The 26,082-nt window shown below is 56.5% G+C and carries 21 protein-coding genes and 3 pseudogenes; 14 read left to right on the plus strand and 10 right to left on the minus strand.

All coding sequences use genetic code 11. From position 1 onward, the window contains the following. Positions 1-232 precede the first annotated feature (232 nt). The 3 genes from JCM25354_RS13555 to JCM25354_RS13565 are packed head-to-tail and all read left to right on the plus strand — an operon-like array spanning position 233 to position 2,996. The gene (locus JCM25354_RS13555; RefSeq protein ID WP_025886401.1) at positions 233-1,222 is read left to right on the plus strand and encodes a FecCD family ABC transporter permease; all 990 of its coding nucleotides are present in this window, start codon (positions 233-235) and stop codon (positions 1,220-1,222) included. After that, complete coding sequence (locus tag JCM25354_RS13560) at positions 1,222-1,998, plus strand: ABC transporter ATP-binding protein (RefSeq protein ID WP_025886402.1); 777 nt, start codon at positions 1,222-1,224, stop codon at positions 1,996-1,998. The genes JCM25354_RS13555 and JCM25354_RS13560 overlap by 1 nt, the downstream gene beginning before the upstream one ends. Next, on the plus strand, positions 1,995-2,996 hold the full coding sequence (locus tag JCM25354_RS13565) for an ABC transporter substrate-binding protein (protein ID WP_025886403.1): 1,002 nt from the start codon (positions 1,995-1,997) through the stop codon (positions 2,994-2,996). The genes JCM25354_RS13560 and JCM25354_RS13565 overlap by 4 nt, the downstream gene beginning before the upstream one ends. Here the strand turns inward: JCM25354_RS13565 and JCM25354_RS13570 are convergent. Further along, positions 2,964-3,548 carry a YqgE/AlgH family protein gene (locus JCM25354_RS13570; RefSeq protein WP_025886404.1) on the minus strand — a complete coding sequence of 195 codons (585 nt, stop codon included), beginning with the start codon at positions 3,546-3,548 and terminating at the stop codon, positions 2,964-2,966. The two genes, JCM25354_RS13565 and JCM25354_RS13570, sit on opposite strands and share 33 nt — an antisense overlap. Before the next feature lie 124 nt (positions 3,549-3,672). Here JCM25354_RS13570 and JCM25354_RS13575 point away from each other — a divergent pair, with 124 nt between their 5' ends. Then, complete coding sequence (locus JCM25354_RS13575; protein ID WP_025886405.1) at positions 3,673-4,425, plus strand: SDR family NAD(P)-dependent oxidoreductase; 753 nt, start codon at positions 3,673-3,675, stop codon at positions 4,423-4,425. Next, positions 4,418-5,323, plus strand: a complete 906-nt coding sequence (locus JCM25354_RS13580) for a PPK2 family polyphosphate kinase (protein ID WP_025886406.1) — start codon at positions 4,418-4,420, stop codon at positions 5,321-5,323. Before JCM25354_RS13575 ends, JCM25354_RS13580 begins: the two co-directional genes overlap by 8 nt. Positions 5,324-5,414: 91 nt before the next feature. On the opposite strand, the gene JCM25354_RS13585 is transcribed toward JCM25354_RS13580, so the two are convergent. Continuing rightward, positions 5,415-6,182 (minus strand): DsbA family protein, encoded by a 768-nt coding sequence (locus JCM25354_RS13585; RefSeq protein WP_025886407.1) that lies wholly within the window; start codon positions 6,180-6,182, stop codon positions 5,415-5,417. A gap of 202 nt (positions 6,183-6,384) precedes the next feature. Here JCM25354_RS13585 and JCM25354_RS19125 point away from each other — a divergent pair, with 202 nt between their 5' ends. The 3 genes and pseudogenes from JCM25354_RS19125 to recA all read left to right on the plus strand — a co-directional run bounded on the left by JCM25354_RS19125 (position 6,385) and on the right by recA (position 9,035). Further along, a complete protein-coding gene (locus JCM25354_RS19125) occupies positions 6,385-7,353 on the plus strand; it encodes a gamma-glutamyltransferase (protein ID WP_243444080.1) in 969 nt (322 codons plus the stop codon). Further along, a complete protein-coding gene (locus JCM25354_RS22745; protein WP_243444081.1) occupies positions 7,314-7,814 on the plus strand; it encodes a hypothetical protein in 501 nt (166 codons plus the stop codon). The genes JCM25354_RS19125 and JCM25354_RS22745 overlap by 40 nt, the downstream gene beginning before the upstream one ends. A gap of 181 nt (positions 7,815-7,995) precedes the next feature. Beyond that, positions 7,996-9,035 (plus strand): annotated as a pseudogene (gene recA, locus JCM25354_RS19130) (recombinase RecA). A gap of 62 nt (positions 9,036-9,097) precedes the next feature. Here recA and JCM25354_RS13600 read toward each other — a convergent pair. Both JCM25354_RS13600 and JCM25354_RS19135 read right to left on the minus strand, forming a co-directional pair. Continuing rightward, complete coding sequence (locus JCM25354_RS13600) at positions 9,098-10,099, minus strand: alpha-E domain-containing protein (protein WP_025886408.1); 1,002 nt, start codon at positions 10,097-10,099, stop codon at positions 9,098-9,100. 26 nt (positions 10,100-10,125) lie between these two features. Then, positions 10,126-11,590: pseudogene (locus JCM25354_RS19135) on the minus strand (circularly permuted type 2 ATP-grasp protein). A 328-nt stretch (positions 11,591-11,918) separates the two neighbouring features. Here JCM25354_RS19135 and JCM25354_RS19140 point away from each other — a divergent pair. Both JCM25354_RS19140 and JCM25354_RS19145 read left to right on the plus strand, forming a co-directional pair. Continuing rightward, complete coding sequence (locus JCM25354_RS19140) at positions 11,919-12,737, plus strand: transglutaminase-like domain-containing protein (protein ID WP_243444087.1); 819 nt, start codon at positions 11,919-11,921, stop codon at positions 12,735-12,737. Between the two features lie 23 nt (positions 12,738-12,760). After that, positions 12,761-13,854, plus strand: a pseudogene (locus JCM25354_RS19145) (zinc-binding metallopeptidase family protein). 7 nt (positions 13,855-13,861) lie between these two features. Here JCM25354_RS19145 and JCM25354_RS13620 read toward each other — a convergent pair. After that, the gene (locus JCM25354_RS13620; RefSeq protein WP_025886409.1) at positions 13,862-14,608 is read right to left on the minus strand and encodes a methylenetetrahydrofolate reductase; all 747 of its coding nucleotides are present in this window, start codon (positions 14,606-14,608) and stop codon (positions 13,862-13,864) included. Beyond that, a complete protein-coding gene (gene folD / locus JCM25354_RS13625) occupies positions 14,605-15,501 on the minus strand; it encodes a bifunctional methylenetetrahydrofolate dehydrogenase/methenyltetrahydrofolate cyclohydrolase FolD (protein WP_025886410.1) in 897 nt (298 codons plus the stop codon). Before folD ends, JCM25354_RS13620 begins: the two co-directional genes overlap by 4 nt. Before the next feature lie 79 nt (positions 15,502-15,580). Here folD and JCM25354_RS13630 point away from each other — a divergent pair, with 79 nt between their 5' ends. Next, a complete protein-coding gene (locus JCM25354_RS13630; protein WP_025886411.1) occupies positions 15,581-16,627 on the plus strand; it encodes a threonine aldolase family protein in 1,047 nt (348 codons plus the stop codon). Positions 16,628-16,695: 68 nt separating this feature from the next. Here the strand turns inward: JCM25354_RS13630 and JCM25354_RS13635 are convergent, their stop codons facing one another. Then, entirely contained in the window at positions 16,696-17,964 is a 1,269-nt protein-coding gene (locus tag JCM25354_RS13635) for an outer membrane beta-barrel protein (RefSeq protein ID WP_025886412.1), read from the minus strand. Between the two features lie 454 nt (positions 17,965-18,418). On the opposite strand from JCM25354_RS13635, the gene JCM25354_RS13640 reads away from it, so the two are divergent. Both JCM25354_RS13640 and JCM25354_RS13645 read left to right on the plus strand, forming a co-directional pair. Then, complete coding sequence (locus JCM25354_RS13640) at positions 18,419-19,078, plus strand: SGNH/GDSL hydrolase family protein (RefSeq protein WP_025886413.1); 660 nt, start codon at positions 18,419-18,421, stop codon at positions 19,076-19,078. A gap of 143 nt (positions 19,079-19,221) precedes the next feature. Further along, positions 19,222-21,435: a TonB-dependent siderophore receptor gene (locus JCM25354_RS13645; RefSeq protein WP_025886414.1), complete on the plus strand. Its 2,214-nt coding sequence runs from the start codon at positions 19,222-19,224 to the stop codon at positions 21,433-21,435. A 110-nt stretch (positions 21,436-21,545) separates the two neighbouring features. On the opposite strand, the gene JCM25354_RS13650 is transcribed toward JCM25354_RS13645, so the two are convergent. From JCM25354_RS13650 to JCM25354_RS13660, 3 genes are all read right to left on the minus strand, one after another. Next, complete coding sequence (locus tag JCM25354_RS13650) at positions 21,546-22,490, minus strand: nucleoside hydrolase (RefSeq protein WP_025886415.1); 945 nt, start codon at positions 22,488-22,490, stop codon at positions 21,546-21,548. A gap of 4 nt (positions 22,491-22,494) precedes the next feature. Further along, entirely contained in the window at positions 22,495-22,767 is a 273-nt protein-coding gene (locus JCM25354_RS13655) for a DUF3297 family protein (protein WP_025886416.1), read from the minus strand. Between the two features lie 155 nt (positions 22,768-22,922). Then, the gene (locus JCM25354_RS13660; protein ID WP_025886417.1) at positions 22,923-24,419 is read right to left on the minus strand and encodes a CoA-acylating methylmalonate-semialdehyde dehydrogenase; all 1,497 of its coding nucleotides are present in this window, start codon (positions 24,417-24,419) and stop codon (positions 22,923-22,925) included. 490 nt (positions 24,420-24,909) lie between these two features. On the opposite strand from JCM25354_RS13660, the gene JCM25354_RS13665 reads away from it, so the two are divergent. After that, positions 24,910-26,061, plus strand: coding sequence for an alpha/beta fold hydrolase (locus tag JCM25354_RS13665; RefSeq protein WP_025886418.1), 1,152 nt, complete (start codon positions 24,910-24,912; stop codon positions 26,059-26,061). The last annotated feature ends 21 nt before the right edge of the window (positions 26,062-26,082 follow it).

A 26,082-nucleotide genomic window follows, 5' to 3' on the forward strand; every position in this document is an offset into this window, starting at 1 on the left:
TGTTCGGGACGCAGGGGCCGGAGGTTCGAATCCTCTCACTCCGACCAGATAACTGCCCCCAATGGGGCTTCTCCTGAAAAAATATAGTCGTCTTTTCAGGTCAAAAGGTCTGGAATCCCGGTTGTGCTCCAGCCCTATCAGACGTTTTGATCATCCCTATCGCTGAACAAGATATTTGCCTATGTCCTGTGAGGGAAGGCTGCGAAATATCGTTCCGGGGGAAGAAACGTTGATGCGTCGTAACCGCCTCTGTTTCGGAGCTGCTCTGGTCGTTCTGGGGTCTGGCCTCTGCCTCAGTCTCATGATGGGTCGTTACGAGGTTAGTCCAATGGCGCTTCTTCACGTAATGGAAGGTCATGGAGAGCCGGAAGTCAGGGCCGTCCTGTTTCAGGCGCGTCTGCCCCGTATAATAGCGGCACTTTGTGTCGGGGCTGCTCTTGCCATGTCCGGCACCGCGTTTCAGGCCGTGTTTCGTAATCCCCTTGTGTCACCGGATCTGCTTGGTGTGTTGAGTGGGGCCGCGTTCGGGGCGGCCTGGGCCATCATAGCTCATGGCAACACGCTCATGATCGAGATATCGACTTTCATCGGTGGGTGCGGCGCCGTTGCTTTCGGCTTTCTGGTTGCACGACTGGTGAGCGGGGAGGGGGTTCTGCCTTTGCTGCTTGGCGGCTTGATCAGCACAGCGCTTTTCACCGCACTTTTGTCCCTGCTCAAATATCTTGCCGATCCTTTCGATCAGTTGCCGGCGATCATCTACTGGCTTCTGGGTAGTCTTGCCCAGACAAGCTGGGGGCAACTTGCAGTTCTGGTGCCTCTGCTTTGCCTTGGCATGGCCGGGCTATGGTCGGGCGCGCGTATACTCGACGTTTCTGGTCTCAGCGATGATGAAGCCCGGAGTCTCGGCCTGCCCATCAGCACAATGCGTCTGGGTATTCTGCTTCTGGCAACTGCGCTGGGTGCGCTGACTGTTTCACTGGCCGGGATCATTGGTTGGGTTGGGCTGATCATTCCTCATATGGCGCGCCTGCTGATAGGCCCGGAGCATCGAAATCTGCTTCCTTTTGCGGCTCTTCTTGGTGCGTGCTGCCTGCTTTTTGCCGATATGGCGGCGCGAAGTCTCTCCCCTTCCGAAATACCCCTGGGCATGATGACCGAGCTTCTGGGGGCGCTCGGCTTTGTTCTCGTTCTGCGACAGCTTCGCCGGGAAGGGCGACTCTGATGCAGACGCTTTTTCTGGATAGACTTGGCTTCTCGCGCCAAGGTCGGAAAATCATGCATGATCTGACGCTCAGACTTCATGCTGGTCAGATGGTCAGCATTCTGGGTGCCAATGGTGCGGGAAAGACCACGTTGTTGCGCCTGATTCTGGGTCTTCTGCATCCTGATTCAGGACAAGTGCTGATTGACGGAAGCGATTTGCGGCATTTGCAGCGCAAGCGCATAGCGCAGCTTCTGGCCTATGTACCGCAGAACCGCGACATTCTTCCCCCTTATCCGGTTGCCCGGATTGTGGAGCTGGGGGGCCTGCCTCATGGCAGTCTGATGAAGGCGCCGTCGGAACAGGATAATGTACGCGCCGAGGCAGCCATGACGCAGCTTGGTCTTTTCCATTTGCGTGACCGGCCCTGTAATATGCTTTCCGGCGGCGAGTATCAGCGTGTTCTTCTGGCCCGCATGCTTGTGCAGAATGCGCCGGTTCTTGTGCTTGATGAGCCGCTTTCCGGTCTGGATTACGGGCAGCAGATCAGGTTGATGGCGCTCCTGGCGTCTTTCGCAAAAGAAGGTCGACTGGTGATCATGACGGCGCACCAGCCTGATCTTGTCTATCGCTATGCATCGCATGTCGTTTTGCTGGCGGATGGTCGCGTACTGGCCGAAGGGGAACCGCAGATCGTGCTGGATGCAACGCCTCTGAGTGCTTTCTATGATGTCGCGCTACGACATTACGATCATGACGGTCAGCGTTTCTTTATGGGAAGTGAGCAAGCGGAATGAAACGTCCTGCAAAACGTCTTCTGGCTGTACTGGTGTCCTGTCTCAGCCTCGCGGTATCTTCCGCGCATTCGGCACCCACTCGCATTGTCGATGGATGGTATGCGCATAATGCGACGCTGATCATGCTCGGTGCCTCGGACAAGATCATTGGTACAGTGATTTCGCCTGATCGCTTCCCCTGGATGATGTGCATTGCCCCCCAGCTGCGCGAGGCCCGGTTTTTCAGCAGCATGACCCTGAATGCCGAGGCAGTACTCGCCCTGCATCCCGATCTGGTGTTTGTGACAAAACAGGCTGGTAGCATCGACGGGTTGCACAAGCTCGGCCTGAACGCGGTAGCGGTCGGTTTTACGGATTTTACCGGTCTGGTGGAAACGATCAATCAGAGTGCCATTCTTCTCGACACCGATCTCGCCAGAGCCCAGGCGAACCGTTACAGAATGGCACTATCCCGTCTTCTCGCCCAACGCCGCTCCACTGTTCATGCACCACGCATCCTGCATATAGCATCATTGGCGCCTCTGACTGTCGATGGCGATCAGAGTATCATTGACGAATGGATCCGTGACGCCGGGGGTATGAACGCGGCGACCGGACTCCATGGTAACAAAAGACCCGTTTCGTTCGAGCAGATTCTGACCTGGGCACCGGATATCATCATCATGGGGGCGGATGCCGGTAATCCTGACAGGCTGGCAGATAATCCGCTCTGGTCTCATATCCCGGCGGTGACACGCCACAAGGTCTTTCGCAACCCTGCCGGCGTGTTCAACTGGGATCGGTACAGTCCAGAGCTGCTCTTGCAGATTGTCTGGGCGCGGCAGCTCGTACAGAAAGGCGCAATCGATCGTGCAGTGATGATCGGAAAGATCAAGGATTTCTACAGCGATTTCTACCGGCATCCGATCGACGAGGACGATGCATTGCGCATTCTCGATGCCCAGCCGCCCCTGAGCGGGAAATGCTCAGGCATGACCGACAAGATTGGGCAGAAGTAGCGGGTCTATATTGATTGCTGCCAGCGCCTTGCGCCATTTCGCCATATGATTGGCACCGAAGATCAGATCATCTGTGGCAGGTGCATTCAGCCAGGCATTCTGGCGGATGATTTCATCTTCAAGCTGACCTGGCTCCCAGGATGCATGTCCCAGTGCCAGGAGGGCATGACGGGGCCCTTTTCCGTCGGCAATCTCATGCAGGATGTCCAGACTGGCTGTCAGACAGTTCTCGTTATTGATGACAAGGCTGTCATCGCGCTTCCAGTCCGCTGAATGAAGAACAAAGCCTCGTGTCGGCTCAACGGGACCACCCATGCACAGATTGATACGTCGCCGTGGCGGTGACGGCGTGATTTCAAGCTGGTCGAGCAGAGTTTCAAGGGTCGGATGAGGCGCACGTTTGTTGATGATCAGACCCATGGCGCCATCGGCTGCAGAATGCGCACAGAGATAGATAACGCTCCGTGCGAACTCCATATCACCAAGTGTCGGGCTCGAAATGAGCAGGCGACCTGTCAGGTTATCGGCGGGCGTTGTGAAATCAGAAGCCATAGATGAAAATGTCGGGCATCACCCGGGCTTTTGCAAGGGCAAGGTCCGGCAGCAACCATTGCTGTTCTTACCCGTCTCAACAGGGGCAGCGTAGAGAGCTGGCAATATGACGAGGGAGAAGACGATGGCAGTAATTCTGGTGACCGGTGCGACAGCCGGTTTTGGTCGTGCCATAGCCGTGCGTCTCGTCAGGGAGGGGCATCAGGTGATCGGTACGGGGCGCCGCAAGGAACGTCTCGACGAATTACGCGATGAACTGGGCGATGCATTCCTTCCGGTGGTGCTGGATGTCACCGATGCACAGAAGGTCGCAGCTCTGCCCGGGCAGCTTCCGGCAGACTGGAACAGGGTTGATGTGCTGATCAACAATGCTGGTCTCGCTCTTGGCGTTGGCAAGGCGCAGAATGCCGATCTGCAGGACTGGAAGACCATGATTGACACGAACGTGACGGGTGTCGTTGAGGTGACTCGCGCGTTTCTTCCGCAGATGATCGAACGTAACCAGGGATATGTCATCACGCTTGGTAGTGTTGCAGGTACCTACCCTTATATGGGCGGGAATGTTTACGGCGCGACCAAGGCGTTTGTTGCCCAGTTCATGCGCAATCTGCGCACGGATCTGCTGGGGACACGTATCCGGGCGAGCACGATCGAACCTGGTCTGTGTGGTGGCAGTGAATTCAGCAATGTGCGTTTGCGCGACGATCAGAAGGCAGCGGATGTCTATAAAGGCACCAACCCGCTCATGCCTGAAGATATTGCAGCGACCGTCTCATGGCTTATGAGCCAGCCGCCCCATGTAAATGTCAACGCCATCGAGATGATGCCTGTCTGTCAGGCAGCGGGTGGCCTTGCGGTGGATAGAACAAGTGACTGAACTCACAGCGAGCCTGGCCCGTAAGCTTCCCGGGCGTTACAAGGTGACCGACGGCAAGAGCTTCGAGCTCGCCTCCGTCAAGCCTGACGATCATGCCGATCTCGACAAGGAGGCAGTCGAAGCATGGCTTGATAAACGCAGACAACGTCTGGGCGTGTTACAGGAGCGTCTGGCTGCCGAGCGGCATCACAGTGTTCTTCTTGTGCTCCAGGGAATGGATGGTGCGGGCAAGGACAGTCTGATCCGTAATGTCATGACGGGTATGAATCCCCAGGGGACGAAAGTCGTTTCGTTCAAGAAGCCTGGCGATATCGAGATGGCTCATGACTATCTGTGGCGGGTTCATATGGCCGTGCCGGGGCGCGGTCAGGTCGGAGTGTTCAATCGCAGCCATTACGAGGATGTGCTGGTGGCGCGTGTTCACGCCGACAAGCTCAATACAGATGGTATGACGGGCGACCCCGGAACACGCGAATTCTGGGATCAGCGTCTACTCGATATTGCCAATTTCGAAGCCTACCTTTCCCGTCAGGGTATCCATCTTCTCAAGGTAATGCTGCATATGTCTCCCGAATGTCAGCAGGAACGCCTTCTGCGTCGGCTTAATCGTCCCGACAAGCGCTGGAAATTTGATGAAAGTGATCTGATCGAGCGCCGGTATTGGTCCGATTACCAGACAGCGTATCAGGAGGCGATCCGTGCCACATCCTCCGAAGAGGCTCCTTGGCTGGTCGTCCCGTCGGACAGGAAGTGGTTTTCTCGCATGGTGGTGATGGAAGCCCTGATCGGTAAACTCGAGAGCCTGAGCCCGGAGCCACCGCCGCCATCGCCTGAAATCCTGAGGAATCTTGAAAGGCTGGAAGCGGCGATCAAAGCGAGTCTTCCGCAGAAAGAATGACGCAGGGTACCGGCCTGTATTTTCCGTAAGGCGGGATCTCTTTATCCCGCTTTACGGGTCATCTTCCCGGATTGTACCGATGGTCTTTGTATCAGTGTGCTGTGCGCGCCGTCTTGATCTGGGTGCGCATTTCCTCTGCCGAGATGGCACCAGGAATGATTGCGCTGGTTCCGAATACGAAAGTGGGCGTACCATCGAGACCGATCAGCCGCGCTTCCGCAAGGTTCTCGTTGATCTGGGCGGCCACTTCTGGCGCGTGCATGTCAGCCACCAGCCTGTCGGCATTAAGGCTGTTGGCTGTAGCAAGCTGACGGATACGGTCGAGGGTAGGGGGGGCTGTATCCTGCATCAGAGCACGCTTCATCTTGTCATAGCCACCTTGCAAGGCAGCAGCAAAAATGGCTTGGGTGTCGAGTACGCTTTTCTCGCTCAGAACCGGAACGAGTTTTTCGACAAGGCGCAGCTTCGGATCTGATTTGAGAAGAGCGTCGATGACGGGTACCATGCTGCGGCAATAACCGCAGCGTGGATCGAGGAATTCGACAATCGTCAGATCACCACTCGGGTTACCTCGCACGGTGTAATCAGGACCTTTCTGCAAATGCTCGCGATCGGATCTGACATGAGAGATCGCATCATCGGCAGCTTTCTGCTGTGCCCCCTGACGCAGGGCGGCAATGGCATCGCTCAGGATGGTCGGATCATCCTTCAGAGCCTGGCGCAAAATAGAGACAATCTCGGTTCGCTGTTGTGGCGTGAAGCTGGCTGCGGGCTCTGCAAAGGCAGACCCGCTCGCCGAAGCGGTCAGACCAAGGGCGAGAAAGGCACCGGCAAGCCGGGCGCGGAGCGGGCGAGTCATGAGAGCGATCCTGCTGGGCGGGATGAAGAGAAGCCTCTGCATAGGACAGAGAGGGCGATTTCGCAAAACCAGGACGCGTCTGGCAGGTTGCCCATCGTCCTGATCACGGTTAGATGCGTTAACGAACCCAATTTCCGAAGGGTTGCGTCTTCGGTCCCGAAGACAGGCCCTTTGGAACAGAAGAGAAGAGGCTTGCCGGGTCATGGAGACACCGCATGTGGCGCATCGTCGGACGAATGCCCCCTGTCACCCCGCAAAACGCGCAGTGCGCAGGGCGGGTTTGCGCTCAGCCTGTGCCCTGACTGCGGCAACGCTTCTTGCCGGTTGCAGCGATGTCGCTCACATCGGTCATAGCCTGTTCGGTAAGACTACTCCCATCGTCACCGGCTATATCGGTACGGTTGTGGCTGACGAGCCGCGTGCCGCCCTGGTCGGACGTGATGTTCTGGTCCATGGCGGAAATGCTGCAGATGCTGCAGCGGCTGTCGGCATGGCGCTTTCGGTTACCCTTCCTTCCCGTGCCTCTCTGGGCGGTGGCGGAGCCTGCCTTGTGAGCCGAGGCCGTGAGGCACCGCAGGCCTTTGTTTTCCTGCCGGCAGCCGCTCCGGCGACCCAGGCCAGCCGTCAGGCCGCCATTCCGATGACGCCGCGCGGCCTGTTTACCATGCAGCTGCGTTACGGCACGGTCGAATTTGGCGATCTGCTTGGTCCTTCCGTGCGTCTTGCGCGCAGCGGTACGACGGTCAGTCGGGTTCTGGCGCAGGATATCGCAGCCGTTCAGACACCGCTTTTTGCTGATGATGCCGCCCGTACCGTTTTCAGCCGCCCTGACGGATCGCCGCTTCAGAATGGCGACGCCATGGTGCAGCCCCAGCTTGCCAGCTTTCTGGAGCGCATGACCAATCTCGGGGTGGGTGATCTCTATAATGGTGCGCTTGGGGCGATTTTCGTCGATGGGGCCAACAAGGCAGGGGGTGGGCTTTCGACTGCTTCAATGCGCGCGGCCATGCCGATGCAGTTGGCTGCTCTTCAGGTGGAGCAGGATGGGTATACGGCCTCATTTCTGCCTCCTCCGGCTGATGGCGGCCTTGGTGCTGCGGCGGCCTTTCATTCTGGCGCTTCAGCCAGGGTGTGGTTGCGACATGGCGGAGCGAAGATCGTCAGGGCCTGAGTGGCGCTGCACTGCTGAGCGCTGCACAGACCCTGATCAATGCCGGATCCAGCCGTTCGGGCGCCCTGCCTGCACTTCCGGCTTCAACCTCTTATGTCGTGACTGACAACAAGGGTGGTGCGGTTGCCTGCGCCCTTACCGAGAACAACCTATTTGGTACGGGACGCATGGCCGATGGTACCGGCGTTCTGCTGGCGGCATCGCCAGGACGTTACCCCGCGCCACTGCTTTCTGCCGCCATTGTGCAGAGGCGTGGTGCTCTTGTGGCGGCTCTGGCCAGTTCAGGCCAGAACGACGCAGCTGACGCACTTGCCGCTGCCACTCGTGCAGCCGTGTCTGGCACTGAAGTTCCGCATGAGGGGCAGGGTCGTGTGAATGCGTCGCTTTGCAGGGGTAATACCTGTCATGGCGATACCGATCCCCGCGGGGGCGGGCTTTCGGTCGGCAGCGTGAACAACTGATCTGGACATGGCATGATACCCCCTCGGAAGAGGGGGTATTTTTCTTTGTGGCCCCTTGTGCAAAACGGGTTTGATCATGATATGTTCTCCAGAACAAATGTGAACGATCAACACGAATCGCCTCGGGCCAATTGCCGATTCTGTCGGTTTCGGCAAGACTGACGAGAGCGGAGGACAGGACATGAGCGTAGACAGGACGAAAGCACTCGAGGGTGCGCTGAGCCAGATCGAACGTGCTTTCGGTAAGGGCTCGATCATGCGTATGGGGCAGCGCCCCAAGGAACAGGCTGACGTTATCTCAACCGGCTCGCTCGGTCTTGATATCGGTCTTGGTATTGGCGGCCTACCGCGCGGCCGTATCATCGAGATCTATGGTCCTGAAAGCTCGGGCAAGACGACTCTGGCCCTTCACGCCATCGCCGAAGCCCAGAAAAAGGGTGGCACCTGCGCCTTTATTGACGCCGAGCATGCACTTGACCCGGGCTATGCCCGCAAGCTGGGCGTGGATGTCGACAACCTGCTTCTCAGCCAGCCCGATGCCGGTGAGCAGGCCCTCGAGATTGCTGACACGCTTGTGCGTTCCGGTGCTGTCGATGTGCTTGTGGTTGACTCCGTGGCGGCTTTGGTGCCGCGTGCCGAGCTTGAAGGTGATATGGGCGACAGCCATGTCGGTCTTCACGCTCGCCTGATGAGCCAGGCGTTGCGCAAGCTGACCGGCACGGTCTCACGCTCCAATACCATGGTGATCTTCCTGAACCAGATCCGCATGAAGATCGGCGTGATGTTCGGCAACCCCGAGACGACGACCGGCGGTAACGCGCTCAAGTTCTACGCCTCGGTTCGTCTCGATATCCGACGTATCGGTTCGATAAAGGATCGTGACGAAGTGGTTGGCAACCAGACACGCGTCAAGGTCGTCAAGAACAAGATGGCACCGCCTTTCCGTCAGGTTGAATTCGACATCATGTATGGCGAGGGTATCAGCAAGGTCGGCGAACTGATCGATCTGGCGTGAAAGCCAATATCGTCGAGAAATCAGGGGCATGGTTCTCCTATGACAGCACCCGTGTCGGTCAGGGTCGTGAGAATGCCAAACAGTTCCTGCGCGACCATCCCGAGATGGCGGCAGATATCGAGCGTCGTATTCGCGAGCAGTCAGGCGTTGTTGCTGAGGCGCTGATGACCTCTCCTGAAGAACAGGAAGACGATTCCGAAGACTGAGTGAGGGTCAGGCAGGGCACTGCCCTGCCCACGAAAAGGATAACAGCCCCCTGGAAAGCCGCCTATTGTGACTGGGATTGAGTGCCGGAAAACACGGGCTCAGCTGGCGGCCAGTATGCGGCTGCCAGTCCGTTCTGGCAGGCTTCTATCTGTTCCTGGATCCAGTGCATGCATTCATGCAGGCCGCGAATAATGATTTCCTCAGCTGTCTGGTCTTCCAGCATGGCGCGCAGTTCCGAAAGGCGCTCCTGCACATCCAGAGACTGGCGACGAAGATTGTAATGGGCTGATAATGCGCCCAGCACGGAATCAGCATGACGAAGGTTCAGCGCAAGGGAGCGCGGAAAGCCCTCGTTCTTGAGCAGAAAGCCGACCACATTGGCCGGGGTGGTGGTGACAGGCTTGAGGCGACGAAAGGCATGATAGGCCGCTGCCGAGCGCAGGATGGAAGCCCATTGGGTCATATCGATCTCGGATCCGACCTCGGCTGTATCGGGCAAAAGTGTATGATAGCGCGTATCAATCAGGCGGGTGATCTGATCGCAGCGTTCAAGATGACGCCCCAGTAAATAGAAGAGCCACGCCTGATCGCGGTAAAGTGTGCCTTCGGTAATACCAGCATGAGACTGGCATTCCTGCTTTATACGGCTGCATAGGGTTGAGAGACCGGTGCGACGTATATCGCTGACATCAAGATCAAGCACCCATCGCGTGAAGACATTGAGCTGCATCCACATTTCGGTAGAAATCAGGGGACGCGCCGAACGGGCATTTTCACGAATACACTGCGCCATGGCCTTGATTGAACTCGGATTGGCACAGTCGGTCATGTAGAAGCGCAGATAATCCTCTTCTTTCGCGGTCGGGTAGAGGGCTCGAAACCGTTCCTCGTCGGAATTGATCTGCACGATCGAGTCCCAGACGGGTTTTCCATCAGCGCCGCGTACAAAAGCCTCTGTTACCTCCAGCACACGGGCAAGATTTTCGATTCGCTCCATGTATCGGGCAAGCCACATCATGTTTTCGGCGTAACGCGAAAGGAGTGTGTTGAGGTCGGGAAGCATCCCGGTCATGTGAGGATTGAACCGGTTCATTTCGACATTACCCAGGTGTCTTTCGATCCTCCGCCCTGAGAGGAATTCACCACCAGAGATCCTTTGCGCAAGGCTACACGTGACAGTCCGCCTGGCAATACCCAAGTAGATTGTCCGGTTACGGCGAAGGGCCGCAGATCTACATGACGGGCCTCGACACCGGCAGGACAGAGGGTTGGTACGACGGAAAGGTCGATAACCGGCTGACTGATGTAATTGGACGGATTTTCAAGCAGTTTGGTTCGGAAAGCGGCGAGTTCGTCGGCAGAGGCATGTGGACCGATAATCAGCCCGTACCCACCGGAATCGCCGACGGGTTTGACGACGAGACTGGCCAGATTGTCCAGTGTATAGGCCAGACCATCAGGTTCAGCGCAGATATGGGTCTCGACGCTGTCCAGGACAGGCTCTTCATTCAGATAGTAGCGAATGATGCGTGGCATATAGGCGTAGACGGCCTTGTCATCGGCGACGCCGGTACCCAGGGCGTTGGCAAGAGTCACATTGCCTCGACAATAGGCATCCACAAGCCCCGGTACGCCCAGAAGACTTTCGGGGTTAAAGGCGAGCGGATCGAGAAAGGCATCGTCTATGCGTCGGTAAATGGAATGTACGGGGCGAAGCCCCCCACAGTGCGCATGAAAACATGATGGTCCTTCACCACCAGGTCGCGCCCCTCGACGAGAGGAACGCCCATTTCACGCGCGAGAAAGACGTGTTCGAAATAGGCTGAATTATAGATACCGGGCGAAAGAAGGACGACCTGCGGATCCGCGACGTTTCCGGTGCGACGTCGCAAAGCGCCTTGTGCAGGCGCACACCGTAATCCTCCACCGAACGCAGTGCTATGCCTGAGGCGAGATCGGGCATGAGGCGTAGCATCATATGGCGGTTTTCGATCACGTAGGACACGCCCGATGGTGTTCGGGCATTGTCTTCGAGCACCAGAAAACGTCCTGTCTGATCCCTTATAAGATCAGTTCCGTTGATGTGCACATAGACGCCACCCGGCACATCGACACCAATCATGGCTTTGCAGTAATTGGCGTTATTCAGCACCAGATCGGCCGGAATGATGCCGTCCTCGAGAATGCGCCGGTCGTGATAGATGTCCCACAGGAAGAGATTGATAGCTCTTACGCGCTGTTGCACGCCACGTTCGATGAGAGACCATTCCTCTGCCGTCAGGAGGCGCGGGATCATGTCAAAAGGCAGGATACGATCAATTGCCTCACGCTCGGTATAGACCGTAAAGGTTATGCCTAATCGCCAGAGCTGGTTCTCGGCATTGGACGTTCGTTCGCGCAGATCCGTCAAGGTCAGATGTGAAAGTCTCTCCTTCACTTCCTGTAACGTTTCCGGCAGGGGGGTGCCGCGATTCATCAGCTCGCAGTAAAAGGCGGGGTTGTCGTAGGTGGAAAAAATACCTGCCTCGTGGAGTGGCGAATTATTAGACGCCATTTTTACCTCTACCCTGCAATGACGTGACGCGTATTGCGGCGGAACGTTACGGTTGTTTATTAAAAAACCAGTTTCTACGCTTTGCCAAGGTATAAAAAACAGGCACAGAGATAGAAGAAATCCGGAGATTTGTGTCTCCCCAATGCGCCATAACCCTGGCGGACACCCAAAGTTGCTTTTCGCTCCTGCCCCCTCAGGGTAACATGAACGGGAACCGGGCAAGGATAATGCGAAAGAGACAGATCATCATGGTCGCAGGAGGCAGAGGACGAAGCGGATGAGACAACCGATTCTTCTCAATCATCGTACCTCCTATCGTTATGACAGAATGGTTTCTCTTGGACCGCAGACCATACGCTTACGTCCACCGTTACGTATGCGGAATGCTATAATGAGTTACGCCCTGACGATTGGTCCCAGCCAGCCGAGTCTCAGATGGGGAATGGATGATCATGCCAATCTGGTATCAACAGCCATTTTCACAGAACGAATGGCGCAGTTCATTGTCGATGTGAGCATGATCGTCGATCTGAGCCCTTATGATCCGTTGCAGATGCAGACCGGTAAACGCTCTGCCATGGGGCAGGACAATCCCGCTTATCGACGCCCGATTGCCGATAAGAGTGTATTGGAATGTTTTCTCAGGACCATAGGATTTTTTTCCGGCGGAGATACCGAACTTTCAAGCCTGACGAGGCTCGCGCAGGCCATAGCCACGCGTTTGCATTATATGCGCCGCATGGAACCGGGTGTCTGGCCCCCCGCTGAGACCCTGGCCCGTGAGGCAGGATCGTGTCGTGACAGTGCATGGCTTCTGATCGCCCTGGCCCGGAATATGGGGTACGCGGCCCGGTTCGTCTCGGGTTATCTGGTCGAGCCGTCGGCACTTCAGGCTGATCCTGATCGTCTGGTTTGTGATCTCCACGCATGGGCAGAAATCTGCATTCCCGGTTCCGTGGGTGGGGTTCGATACGACATCAGGACGCATTGCGGCGCAGAACCATATTCCGCTTGCTGCATCAGATGCACCGGAGACAGCTGCCCCTGTTTCAGGATTGCTGGATCTGTGTGTCGCAGAATTCGATGTTATCATGCAGGCACATTATCTGCACAGGGAACCAATGCGCTGAAACGGGGTTCCGGCTGAGACTGTCACCGGATGAATGATCCGTGAAACTCTTTTCCTGCGAATGCTGCAATCAGCCGCTTTTCTTTGAGAATACGCGTTGTGAATCCTGCGATCATGCCGTTGGTTATCTGCATGAGGTCACGGACCTGACGGCGCTTGAGCCGGGAATGCAGGAGGGAACATGGTTGCCGCTTGAGCATGGCTACGAGCATAGCCCGCATCGTTATTGCGCCAACCACAGCTATAATGCGTGTAACTGGCTGCTGGGTCCCGAAGAAAGCGCCGGAGGCACGCTCTGTTTTGCCTGCCAGTTCAATCGTACGATCCCCGATCTGCAGAACACCCGTAATCTCGAGCGCTGGCGCAAGATCGAGACCGCAAAACATCGCCTGTTTCATGCTCTGATCCGCTTCGGATTACCTCTCGTTTCCCGTCAGAAGGACCCTGAAAACGGTCTGGCGTTCGATTTTCTCGAAGATGCTCCTGATGGATCGGCGCTGTCATGACAGGTCATAGCAACGGGCTGATCACGCTTGCTATCCGTGAAGCCGATGATGATCAGCGTGAGCGCATGCGAGTCGAAATGGGAGAGTATTACCGCACTCTGCTAGGGCATTTCCGACATGAGATAGGGCATTATTACTGGAATCTGCTCATACGTGACGGGGGCAGGCTGGATCAATGCCGGGAAATCTTTGGTGATGACCGGCAGGATTATCAGAAGGCTCTTGAAGCACATTATGCCGGATCGCCTTCTAACGACTGGCAGAAAGATCATGTTAGTATCTATGCGGCGTCCCATCCCTGGGAGGATTTTGCCGAAACCTGGGCACATTACCTCCATATTGTCTCTACTCTGGAGACAGCCTGGCTGTATGGCATAGCGATCGCGCCGCTTACGCCGTCGGCACCGCATTTCTCAGCGCCTGCTATCAGTGCGGATCCTTATGTCATTCTGGATTTTGACGGGATCATGAATGCGTGGCTGCCGCTCAGCATGGCGGTCAACAGTCTCAATCGCTCAATGGGGTTACAGGATTTCTATCCGTTTGTGCTGACGGCCAGTATCAGGCGCAAGCTGGCCTTTGTTCATCAGGTGATTCGTGAAACGCAGGCGCGACAGTCCTCTGACTGAGGATCGATCAACCTTTCAGCAGATCACCGAGAGGACCCAGATAGGATTCAAGGGGCACACGTAACGGCATGAGATAGGCGTATTCGCCCCGAGCGCGTATTTCGCCCAGCAAAAGGCGCGCAAAGGCAATGTTGGCCTCGAGACTCGGATCAAAATCATGGGGAAACACGACATGGTTCACCCGTTCCCAGTAGGCGCGCGATTTGGGGCCGATGACAGGGGAGAGCCCCCAGAATACACGATCCTTCTCAAGCCATGACGCACTGAGCTCGAACATGCGTCGATCAAAAAGTGGCTGGGTGAAAAAGCCGGCAGCCCCGGCATCGCGTTTCTGTTTGAGATCCTCCAGCTCCTGCCAGGGAGCACGTCGATAGGGATCGAATGCGGCGTAGACTGTCAGATGCGGCGCTTCCCGGTGATAGCGTGCAATGATCTCTGCCGAACTGTTGGGCCAGGTACGGTGGGTTGCATCAGGTGGTGGGTCACCGGCAACAACCAGTATCTCGCGGATATTGTCCTGCTCCGCGCAGGGAAGGGGCGAATCAGGGGCAATATCGATCGCGCGAATATGCGGAATGGCCGTATATCCCTGATTTTGTGCGAGGATTGCCCCTTCCCAGGAGCGGAGGGGCAGGCGCAGGAGATCGGGAAGATTGATGGTTGCAACCGAGGGAGCGATCTGGCGCAGCAGGGCAAGATCTGCATTCAGGGTCTGGGTATCCCGCGGAATCAGCTCGACAGCAATGCGGCTCATGCGTCGGCGCGCTCCAGCACGTTGCGGGCTGCCTGCAGGGTATTATGGAGCAGGCAGGCAATGGTCATGGGTCCCACACCGCCCGGTACCGGCGTGATATGGCCCGCAACCGGCAACGCCTCGTCGAAAGCGACATCGCCCACGAGGCGTGTCTTGCCGTCGGGCAGGGAGATGCGGGTGATACCGACATCGATTACCGTTGCGCCTGGCTTGATCCAGTCGCCACGTACCAGGCCGTTCTTGCCGGTGGCAACAACCAGGATATCGCCTTCACGAGCGAGTGCGCGGGGATCTTTCGTATCGATATGCCCGATTGAGACCGTGCAGCCCTCCCTGAGCAGAAGCTGGGCCATGGGTTTGCCAACGAGATTTGAGGCGCCGATCACGACAGCATGCAGGCCACGCAGATCAGACAGGGTTTCCTTGAGCAACATCAGGCAGCCAAGAGGCGTACAGGGGACAAGACCGTTCATGCCGAGGCTGAGACGGCCTGCATTGACTTCGCCCAGACCATCAACATCCTTTTCCGGATTGATGGCGTTGGTCACGACAATCGGGTCGAGCTGGGGAGGAAGGGGAAGCTGCACCAGAATACCATGGATCTGCGGGTCAGCATTGAGCTTGGCGATCAGTTCAAGCAATTCGTCCTGATCCGTTGTTTCGGGCAGCATATGCATGAACGAGCGCATCCCGGCACGATGGGTCTGGATGGCCTTGTTTTTGACATAGACTTCACTGGCCGGGTCGTCACCAACCAGCACGACCGCCAACCCCGGAATCTTGCCTGTGCGTTCACGCAGGGCTTCAGCTTCGGCCTTGACACGATCAGTCAGATGGCGGGCAATGGCCTTGCCATCGATGAGCTTTCCTGACAGTGCCGGATCGTGTTTCATGCGGGTGATTCCTGAGGCAAGGGGCCAGGCAAGGTAAAAAGAAACCTGTCACGGCCTGAAGACAAGGTGAGGAACGGACGTGACCGAGGCAATACGCAAGAACTTCGCGAGTGACAACATTGCTCCTGTCTGCCCTGAAGTGATGAAAGCGCTGGAAAACGCCAATCATGGCTCTGCTGCAGCCTATGGCGAAGATCAGATCACCTCAGCTCTTTCAACACTGGCGGAGGAGGTGTTTGAACACAAAGTCTGGGTCTTTCCGGTAGCGACAGGAACCGCCGCCAACAGTCTTGCCCTGTCGGCAGCGACGGATCCGTTTGGTGCGGTTGTCTGTGATCAGAGTGCCCATATTGCCAATGATGAAGGGGGCGCGCCTGAATTTTTCATGCATGGCGCCAAGCTCGTGCCTCTTCCCTCGGCAGATGGACGCATGGCGCTTTCCGATCTCGATCGTGTGCTGACCAGCAGCAGCGGGCATGGCGTACATACGAGTCCGATCCAGACACTTTCTCTTACCCAGAGCACGGAATGGGGTACGGTTTATACGCTTGATCAGCTTGGCGCGCTGACGGCGCGGGCACGTGAATCTGACCTTGCCACCCATCTCGATGGCGCCCGGCTGGGCAATGCGATCGCTACTCTCGGTTGCCGTCCAGCTGACGTGAGCTGGAGGGCTGGCTTCGACATGCTGAGTTTTGGCGGGACGAAGAACGGTGCGATGGCAGCTGAAGCAGTCATGATCTTTCGTGAGGATCTGGCAAAAAATTTCCTGCGTCGCGTCAAGCGCAGCGGTCATCTCTGGTCCAAGCAGCGTTATCTGAGTGCGCAGATTCAGGCGCTGCTGGAAAATGATCTGTGGCTGCGTCACGCTGCCCACGCGAATGTCATGGCCCAGCGTCTGGCTCATGGTCTGCGTCGTCATCCTGCTGCAGCTCTGCCCTTCGATGTTCAGGGCAATGAGGTATTCGTCGTGCTGCCTGAGCGTGGCGTCGAGTCTCTGGAGGCTCAGGGATATGAATTCTATCGATGGACAAACCCGCCGGGTCTGGAGGGTATTCTCATTCGTCTTGTGACCTGCTGGGCGACCGAAGCGCAGGATGTGGATGCTCTCCTTGCTGCGCTCTGAAACGCGTCAAAACAGAAAGGGCATGTCCTGTGCGGGGACACGCCGTTTCTGATTCGGGTACATATACGTCAGAAGCCGATCATGGCATCGCCACCAAAGGTGAATATTCCGGTATTGCGGCCGTCGTTGAACGGTGATGTGCCGTTGAGCGAGCGGTCGAAGCGGATTTCGGGACGAAGGGCAAAGACACGGATTCCGTGGCCCAGGTCAGGTCTGTAAGTGACACCCAGTGTGAGGGCACCATAGGTGGTTGGCGGGGCGGTTTCGGCGGGAGCATAACCCCCCTTGAAAGCGTTCATGTATGCCTGATTGTTCAGGAAATTGACCACGAACAGGCCTGAGTTGTCGCGATAAAGCTCACCACGGTAGTTGAAGGTCAGGCTCGGGGTGATCTTGTATCCGGCAAATGTGACCACACTCCAGGTTTCGGCCCGCAATCCGTCATCGTGTAGGAAATTGAATTCGGCAGTCAGGTTGAGCTTCTGATTGACGGTATAAAACGCCGCGATATCGTTCCACCATCGCTGGGCTGTGTTGGCGCGTGGACCAAGCGAGGCGACTGCGTTTTCTGGCCCAACGCGTGAGAGTTCGGCAATAGTGAGCTTGCCGTGAGCCAGTCCGTTCAGATTGAATCCGAAATATCCGGCTGCTGCGTTGTTGTTGTCATTGCGTCCCCATGTTGTCTGATTGCCGGTATCAACGCCGAAGTTGAAATCGATAACTGGCGTGACATGCCAGTGAAACAGCGCCCCAAGATGTTCGAACGGAACAGAATACTGCGATGTATAGGCCAGGCTGTAAAACGGGCGTAATGTCGGATCGAGCACTTCCACGCCCATGGGGGCAGGCAGAATGCCAGCCTGCATGTCGATCCCGTTTTTCGAGAAAACAGGTGCATGGATGTCAAGATGCGCCTGAGCCGGAAGCAGCTGATAGCGATCACTGGTCATTTTGTTCGACAGACCAAGAAGATGATAATAGCGTGCATCCGAACCATAGAGAGCTTCGAGCATGAAGCCGACCTGGAATTCGGATTTGGTCGGATCGATGGCTTTCGACAAGGTGACGCTCACCTGGTTGAGCTGCGCCTGATTGGCGTGATCGCCAAGAAAATTACCGAAATTGATGCCGTTATCGGGACGGGCCGGATTGGCGGTAATGCCCCCTTCGATCAGGCCTGACAGATTGACGCCCTGTAACCAGGGATTCGACGCTGTCTTGAACAGGGGGATGTCGGCGTGTGCCTTATCCACCAGTGTTGTGGTTGAGAAAAGCGTGAGGGCAAAAACCGTAAAGGCTCGACGGAAATGGCGTGAAGCATGACAAGGCAGATCCATAACCCATCCTCAAAAGACAGCTACCAGGGGCTGGTATCATTCCGGGATCATGCTATTTCGGAAACGGAACCGTATCAATAAAGAAACATACTTTGTCATTGATCGTGACTTTTTAGGCGCACGTCGTCAAATAAAAATACAAATCTGTGTAGATATTAGATTTGTAATGTATACTAAAATTATAGTAAAAATCTTTACTATGGAATATATAAATATATGAAGTGCATTCGATAATAATTATTGGAAACATTCTCTGTTGGAGGCGTGCAAGTCCGCCCTGAGACATTCCCTCAATCTTTTCTGCGTTTGATAGGAAGGATCAGTGAGATGTGTTGAACGACTGGCCTCTTGGAATCGTTGAGAAAGGCGAAAACCGGAAAGATATTGTTGAACATCTTTCCATGCTGATATCGTGTAGCATCAGCCGATCTTAAACCTGTCAGGAATTGGTGCCATGTCGGTTAGGCAGATCCTCTGTTTCGGTGATTCTCTGACCTGGGGCTGGGTGCCCGTTGCGGAAGGGAAGGCGACAACGCGTTACGATGCAGATCAGCGTTGGACCGGAGTGTCTGCCCATATTCTGGGCAATTCATATCGTGTGATCGAAGAGGGGTTGAGTGCCCGTACCACCTCGATTGTCGATCCCAATGATCCGCGTCTCGATGGCTCAGCCTATCTTCCGACTGCGCTGGCCAGCCATTTGCCGCTTGACCTCGTTATCATCATGCTTGGTACGAATGACGCGAAAAGTGCCTATAAACGGACACCTCATGAAATTGCGCTGGGCATGTCCAAGCTGGTTGGCCAGGTGAAGGGATGCGCAGGAGGCGTTGGCACCGCCTATCCGGCGCCGCAAGTGCTGATCGTTGCTCCACCACAGCTCGGTTCTGTTTCTGGTCCCTGGCTGGCCGCGCAGTTTGCTGAAGCGGCACCGAAAATTGCCGCTCTGCCAGAACATTATGCCGCGCTTGCCAAGGCCAAGGATGTTGGTTTTCTTGATGCAGGCCTGCACCTTGTAACCGATGGAAGTGACGGCGTTCATTTTACGCCGGAGAATAATCAGGCTCTTGGAAGGGCTGTAGCAGAGAAAGTGAAAACAATGCTGAAAGCCTGATCCGAGTGTGGCGTAGCCGTTCACAGTCTAGTGATATTTGCGCCACAGTCAGATTGGTGAAAAGTAACGTTCCGATAACTTAAATTGCGAATGACTCGCACTATCGCTAATCGTCTGCCGTTTTCTCACGGCAGGACAATTTTATGCGCGCAGATTTTACCCGTATGGGTCTGGCGATGTGTGTTTCCTTCACGGCTTTGATGACCGGAAGCGCATGGTCGCAGGAAAAACAGCAGAATTCGAAAGCGCAATCCGGCGAGACGATTGCGTCAAAATCGGCAGTCCACCGCGCTTCGGCAGCGGATAAACCGAGCAGTGTCGAACATCTGACCGTGCATGCCCAGAAGGGAGCCACGATCGCTTCGTCTGCGACAAAATCGAACACGCCCCTGATCGAGACGGCGCAGTCGGTGACCGTTGTGACGCGTAACGAGATGGATATCCGTGGGGTTCTGAATCTCAACCAGGCCGTGCGTTATGCAGCAGGCATCACGCCCGATCTGCGTGGCGGTGTCGGCACACGTTATGATCTGTTCCAGCTGCGTGGTTTCACCATCCCCGAATTTCTCGACGGGCTGCGGCTGCAGGATAGCCCGACAGGCTATGCTATTGCCCAGATCGACACATCCCGCCTTGAAAGACTGGAAATTCTCAAGGGCCCGGCTTCTGCGCTCTATGGCCAGTCCAGCCCCGGCGGCCTTGTGGCTCTGCAGAGCAAGATGCCGCTCGACAAGGTGTCCTATGGCTCCGTCAACGCCACCGGCGGCATGTTCGATCTCTATCGTGTCGATGCCGATATGGGTGGTTACGCGACAAAAGACGGTTCAATCCGCTATCGTGTCTATGGCACCGTCAACGGACAGCATACGCAGCTTACCCGCACAGGTAGCCGTCGCTTTTCCATCAGCCCGACTGTCAGCTTTGGTGGCAACGGGCCGGATACGCTGACCCTGATCGGCAATTACCAGTATGATCCCGAGGCCGGCACTTATGGTGGTGTACCGCTTGAAGGGTCACTCAAGCCGGCACCATTCGGTGGCTATCTGCCGCGCAATTTCTATGATGGTGATGCGCGTTTCGAGAAGTTCAACCGCAAGCACGGCGCCTTTACCTATATCTACACCCATCGTTTCAATAATGACTGGAGCTTCTCGACCCGCGGTCGTTATGATGATCTCAAGACGCAATATCGCAGTGTCTATAATGCCGGTTACTGGAATGCCGATGGCATGTTGCCGCGTTATGGCTTTGGTACGACCGAGCATACGCACAACCTTGCTTTCGATAGCGGGTTTCACGGCAAGCTGCGCACTGGCCCCTTTACCCATATGCTCATGGCCGGGTTTGATTATCAGCAACAATGGGCCAACGAGACGGCCGGGTCGAGCAACGCGCCTGATCTGAATGTCTTTGCACCGAATTACGATATGGGGATCGACCCACTCCAGACCTATGCGCGCTACAAGGTGGATTCCCATCAGATCGGTGCTTACGGTCAGGATGAAATCCACTGGGGTGGACTGATTCTGACAGGCAGCATTCGCAATGACTGGTTCCGTTCGCGTCAGATTGAATATCTGTCGGATTCGAACTCCAAGCAGAGCCCGAGTCAGATCACATGGCGTGCATCAGGACTCTATCATTTCAAGTTCGGTCTTGCGCCCTATATCAGCTATGCGACCTCGTTCCAGCCGCAGACTGGCGTGGTGATTGAGACGAGTGGCGCGACTCATCAGGCTAGTCCGTCTATCGGCAAGCAACTTGAAGGTGGTCTGAAGTATCAGCTGCCTGGCACACCGATCCTGCTGACAGCTGCCGGGTTTCATATTGAGCAGACCAATGTCCTGCTTTCGATTCCTAATACGATCTACAACACGCAGCAGGGCCTCGTACATTCTGATGGTTTCGAATTCGAGGCCCATATGGATAGCTGGCATAATCTGACTGTTGATGCCGCTGTCAGCGTACAGCGGGTCAAGGACGATTCGACCGGAAAGCCGCTTATCCAGTCCGGCCGTGGCAATGCCTCGCTGTTCGGGTTCTACACTCTCCCCAAAGGTCGTCTGAAGTCCCTCGGCTTTGGTGCAGGCATGCGCTATTCGGCCTCGGCCTATGGCGGTGAGGCCAGCTACGGCAGCGCGAATGTGCCGCAATATGCGCTGTTTGACGCCTCACTGCGCTATGATCTGGCCAATGTTTCGAGAAACCTGAAGGGCTGGACGGTGGGTGCCAGCGTGCGAAACCTGTTTGACAAGCGTTATGTCACCAACTGCCTTGCCTATGCATCTTATGGTCAGGCCTTCTGCTATTATGGCGAGCGTCGCAATGCGCAGGCCAATATCGGTTTTGCCTGGTGAGCTGTAACAGCCGGGGGGAGACCCCCGGCGATATCCGGGTTTGACCGGACAGGAAAAGACCCCGGAGCGCGGAAGCATTCCAGGGTCTTGCGTTTCTCAGGGGCCGAGCCTTACGGCAGGCGCGAGAGACGTTCGGTCAGAACCTGATAGAAACCGTCTGAGTCGACGTCGCGCAGATAGAGCGCATTGGCAGCACGACCCGTTACGCTCCAGTAATCCACGACCGTCTGGCCTGAGGAAAGAGCGCTCTGGGTTTCGACCTCGACATTGACGAGGCGCCCCTGAAACAGGTCGGGGCGCAGGAGCCACATGATGGTGCAGGGGTCATGCAACGGTGCGCCTGCCCAGCCATATTTTTCCAGATCGAACCGTTCTGAAAAACCCAGCATACCCCCTACACAGCGACCGGCAGCATTGCCCAGAGCCCGGATACGCCCGAGACGTGACGGTGTGGTCAGAACCTGATGGGTAACATCGAGCGGAAGTATGACCAACGGTACGCCGGAGCCCAGAACAATGGCTGCGGCCTCAGGATCAACATAGGCATTGAATTCGGCATTGGGAGTGATGTTGCCCCCTTCGAAACAGGCCCCGATCATGGAGACCACGCGATGAATGCGTGGTGCGATATCAGGCGCTTTCTGCAACGCGGTGGCAAGATTGGTCATCGGACCCAAAGTCACGATGGTCAGACTTCCCTCAGGCTCATGACGCAGTGTCTCGATCAGGAATTCCACGGCATGCGGGGAGTCGGCCAGTTTGGTCGGGCGAGGCAGATCGGCACCATCGAGTCCGCTCTCACCATGTACATGCTCAGCCCGTACCGGAGGGCGTGCAAGAGGCAGGTCGCAGCCGCTGTGCAGCGGAATATCAGTGCGTCCGGCCAGTTCGAGAATGGCAGCGGCATTGCGTGTTGTATTGGCAATGCCGCTATTGCCGCCCACTGTCAGGATCGCCTCGACCGTGAGGTCTTTGGGGGAAGCCAGAGCCAGAAGAATGGCGACGGCATCGTCCTGACCGGGATCGGTGTCGATAATGATCCGTGTGGGCGTCATGGGTTTACTCCTTGCCGGCTTCTCCGGCGCTGTCGCCTTCGGGGCCCTTGATCCAGGCTTCAACCTTGCCTGATACCTTGATGGTCATGGGATTGCCCTTGCGATCGAGCGTCTTGCCAACGGCCAGGCGCACCCAGCCTTCACTGATGCAGTATTCCTGCACATTGGTGCGCTCTTCGCCATTGAAACGGATGCCGATGCCTTTTTCCAGCAGGGCTTCGTCATAGAATGGGCTGCCCGGTGTGGCGCTCAGACGGTCTGGCATGGTGTCGCTCATGGGATATCCTCCGGTTTGGCGCGTGTTCCAGTTCTTGTCATGGACATAACCCGAGTTCCAGTCGGCGCAAAGCACCGGAACGCAAAACGGGCGCGAGGTGATTAGCCTCACGCCCGTTTGGGGCCGTTTTGCGGCGTTGTGTATCGAGGGTATCCTCAGCCCAGGGTAGGCATCACAAAATCTGCACCCTGACGGATGCCGGTCGGCCAGCGTGAGGTGACCGCCTTGTATTTGGTAAAGAAGCGTACCCCTTCGGCCCCATGCATATGATGATCACCGAAGAGCGAGGCTTTCCAGCCGCCGAAGGAGTGGAAGGCCATTGGTACCGGGATCGGTACGTTCACACCCACCATGCCGGCCTGTACCCGATGGGTAAAGGCGCGTGCACTGTCGCCGTCACGGGTAAAGATCGCAGTGCCGTTGCCGAATTCATGGTCGTTGACCAGTTTGAGCGCTGTTTCGAAGTCAGGCACGCGCACCACCGCCAGAACGGGGCCGAAGATTTCTTCGCGATAGATCCGCATTTCCGGGGTGACATGATCGAAAAGCGACCCACCGATAAAGAACCCTTCCGGATTTTCGGGTGATTTGAAATCACGGCCGTCGACCAGAAGTTTCGCCCCTTCTTCAGCACCGATTGTGACATAAGACGCCACTTTCTCGCGATGGACCTTTGTGACCAGAGGTCCCATCTCGGTTGCATCCAGTGTGCCATTGCCGATCTTGAGCGCTTTTACCTTGGGGATCAGCTTCTCGATCAGTGTGTCTGCAACAGGCCCGACTGCGACCGCGACGGAAATGGCCATGCAGCGTTCGCCAGCCGAGCCATAGGCAGCGCCCATCAGCGCATCGACGGTCTTGTCGAGATCGCAATCAGGCATGACCACAGCATGGTTCTTGGCACCACCAAGAGCCTGTACGCGCTTGCCATGCGCCACACCTGTTTCATGGATATAACGGGCGATAGGGGTGGAGCCGACAAAGCTTATTGCCTGGACATCAGGGTGTTTCAGCAGCGCATCCACTACCAGCTTGTCGCCATGAACGACCTGGAAGACACCATCGGGCAGCCCTGCCTGCTTGAGCAGGTCAGCAAGGATCAGCGAGGCTGAAGGGTCGCGTTCAGAGGGTTTGAGTATGAAACAGTTACCGCAGGCCAGGGCCATGGGGGCCATCCAGAGCGGTACCATAACCGGGAAATTGAAAGGCGTAATGCCTGCTACCACACCCAGAGGCTGACGCATTGACCATGCGTCAATCCCGCGCCCGACCTGCTCCGTGAATTCGCCTTTCAGCAGTTCCGGCGCGCCGGTTGCAAATTCAACCACTTCCATGCCGCGCGTTACTTCACCCAGCGCGTCGGACAGAACCTTGCCATGTTCCGAGGTGATCACAGCGGCCAGATCACGCGCATGCTTTTCGATCAGGTCACGAAAGCGGAAAAGGACGCGTGCTCGTGCGAGAGGTGTGGTCTGGGCCCAGCCAGGGAAGGCGTTTTTTGCTGCGGCAACAGCATCATCGACGTCTTTCGTATCGCCCAGCACCAGTTGCGCTGCGACCTTGCCTGTGGCCGGGTTGAAGACATCACCCCGCTTCTGGCCGTGGCCCTCGGTGCGCGATCCATTGATAAAATGCTGAATCAGACTGCTCATGAACGTCTTCCTCTCCTGTGCGACCGCAATAGGCAAAGCGCGCTGGACCCGCGCCTGATACGACCTTTATAGCCTCTGTCATCGGGCACTGTTGTTGACAGCAGCACCCTCCAGAAACCGTCTCATACTTGGAAATTAATATTCTCTTTTTTGTATCATAAAAGAAAAATAATTCCATATTCTGGTTTTGATCTTCACGTTCCGGTGAACTTATCCGCCAACCGCTCGATCTTTCCCGGGAGCTGCTGGTGGGAAGAGGCATGAAAATGACATCCGCCGGTATTGTCGTGTCGGGGAAGGGCCCGGGCGGAGCAAATGACGATTGGTATATAAAATTTCTGGTTCCGCTCCGGAAGACAGGGCAATACCGGTCATGATTTTGCCAGACCATCAGGTCACCCTGTCGGTCTGCTTTCCCGAACCAGACGCGTGAAGCAACGTTTGCCGCTGTGCCTGATCCGGTTCCTTTCCACGAGATCGAAGAGGTCTGATGCGTTCTGTCCTTGCCATGATGGCTGTTTCCGCCCTGACCCTTACTGCCTGTGCAATGGATGCTGATGAGGACGCCGAATCGCGTTACGCTCCCGTTGCAGCCGGTCAGGCCATCAAAATGGAGCAGAAAAACGCGCCCATTCCCGGTACAGCCTATCGTATGGCGTACCGCAGTACCGACGCGCATAACCCCACCCATCTTGTTGCTGTTTCCGCTGAGGTCATGGTGCCGCGTGGCACGCCACCCGCCGGAGGATGGCCCGTCATGGCCTGGGCTCATGGCACGAGCGGAATTGGTCTGACCTGCGCGCCGTCAATTATGGGTATTGGTGGGCCGCAGGCAAGTTTCTACGGGAGCTGGCTACGTCGTGGTTATGCTGTCGTCGCAACCGATTATCCCGGTCTTGGCGAGCCAGGTGCGGCGCTCTATCTGAACGCAAAATCGGAAGGCATGGCTGTGCTGGATTCCGTGCGCGCAGCCCGACGTCGTTTTCCGTCTCTTAGCGGGCATGTCGTGCTTCTGGGCCATGATCAGGGCGCGCAGGCCGTTCTTGCTGCTGCCGCTCTGGCAAAGGCCTATGCACCAAGCCTTCAGATCAAGGGCACGATTGCGCTGGGTGCGCCCTATTTCGATGGTGATTCCGGCCATATCCTGACCCAGGCCCATGGCGGTCGTCGCTTCGCTCCCGGAGTGGTTTACGGCTTGCTGCTTGGCGCTTCGCTCGGCGCGGCTGATTCTGCCTTCGATCCGTCCAGCGCTTTCAAGCCGCGTGCACTGCCTTTGTACCGCAAGGCGAGTGAACTTTGCCGTGGCGATTTCTTCGGTGCAGTCGAACATGCCGGTCTGACGCCTGACAATACGTTCCAGCCGGACGCGGAAAACGCTCTCGCTCCCGCATTGCAATGGGCGCGCTATCCTTCGCTCAAGCTGGCCTCTCCAGTCATGCTCGGTATCGCCACCAATGATACCCAGGTGCCGCCAGCCCAGCAGGAGAAGCTCAGGCAGGCGCTGTGTTCTGCCGGAACGAGTGTGAGCGTGCATCATTACCACGTCGAGCATTCCCCGCTTCTGAACGCTGCCGAAAACGAGGCTCAGACTTTCGCTGATCGCAGTTTACAGGGCAATGCGATCTCTTCCGACTGTCAGTAACGGGGAGGGTTCCCAGGGCTT

The sequence above is a fragment of the Asaia prunellae JCM 25354 genome, assembly GCF_000613885.1.
Classification (GTDB): Bacteria; Pseudomonadota; Alphaproteobacteria; order Acetobacterales; family Acetobacteraceae; genus Asaia; species Asaia prunellae.

Coding starts and splice junctions, on each gene's coding strand:
- JCM25354_RS19125 (WP_243444080.1), top strand. CDS start 6,385: ATGGAGACACCGCATGTGGCGCATCGTCGGACGAATGCCCCCTGTCAC.
- JCM25354_RS13620 (WP_025886409.1), bottom strand. CDS start 14,608: ATGAGCCGCATTGCTGTCGAGCTGATTCCGCGGGATACCCAGACCCTG.
- folD (WP_025886410.1), bottom strand. CDS start 15,501: ATGAAACACGATCCGGCACTGTCAGGAAAGCTCATCGATGGCAAGGCC.
- JCM25354_RS13665 (WP_025886418.1), top strand. CDS start 24,910: ATGCGTTCTGTCCTTGCCATGATGGCTGTTTCCGCCCTGACCCTTACT.
- JCM25354_RS13600 (WP_025886408.1), bottom strand. CDS start 10,099: ATGCTTCCCGACCTCAACACACTCCTTTCGCGTTACGCCGAAAACATG.
- JCM25354_RS13655 (WP_025886416.1), bottom strand. CDS start 22,767: ATGAGCGACACCATGCCAGACCGTCTGAGCGCCACACCGGGCAGCCCA.
- JCM25354_RS13640 (WP_025886413.1), top strand. CDS start 18,419: ATGTCGGTTAGGCAGATCCTCTGTTTCGGTGATTCTCTGACCTGGGGC.
- JCM25354_RS13565 (WP_025886403.1), top strand. CDS start 1,995: ATGAAACGTCCTGCAAAACGTCTTCTGGCTGTACTGGTGTCCTGTCTC.
- JCM25354_RS19140 (WP_243444087.1), top strand. CDS start 11,919: ATGGTTTCTCTTGGACCGCAGACCATACGCTTACGTCCACCGTTACGT.
- JCM25354_RS13560 (WP_025886402.1), top strand. CDS start 1,222: ATGCAGACGCTTTTTCTGGATAGACTTGGCTTCTCGCGCCAAGGTCGG.
- JCM25354_RS13650 (WP_025886415.1), bottom strand. CDS start 22,490: ATGACGCCCACACGGATCATTATCGACACCGATCCCGGTCAGGACGAT.
- JCM25354_RS13575 (WP_025886405.1), top strand. CDS start 3,673: ATGGCAGTAATTCTGGTGACCGGTGCGACAGCCGGTTTTGGTCGTGCC.
- JCM25354_RS13585 (WP_025886407.1), bottom strand. CDS start 6,182: ATGACTCGCCCGCTCCGCGCCCGGCTTGCCGGTGCCTTTCTCGCCCTT.
- JCM25354_RS13555 (WP_025886401.1), top strand. CDS start 233: ATGCGTCGTAACCGCCTCTGTTTCGGAGCTGCTCTGGTCGTTCTGGGG.
- JCM25354_RS13570 (WP_025886404.1), bottom strand. CDS start 3,548: ATGGCTTCTGATTTCACAACGCCCGCCGATAACCTGACAGGTCGCCTG.
- JCM25354_RS13660 (WP_025886417.1), bottom strand. CDS start 24,419: ATGAGCAGTCTGATTCAGCATTTTATCAATGGATCGCGCACCGAGGGC.
- JCM25354_RS13635 (WP_025886412.1), bottom strand. CDS start 17,964: ATGGATCTGCCTTGTCATGCTTCACGCCATTTCCGTCGAGCCTTTACG.
- JCM25354_RS13645 (WP_025886414.1), top strand. CDS start 19,222: ATGCGCGCAGATTTTACCCGTATGGGTCTGGCGATGTGTGTTTCCTTC.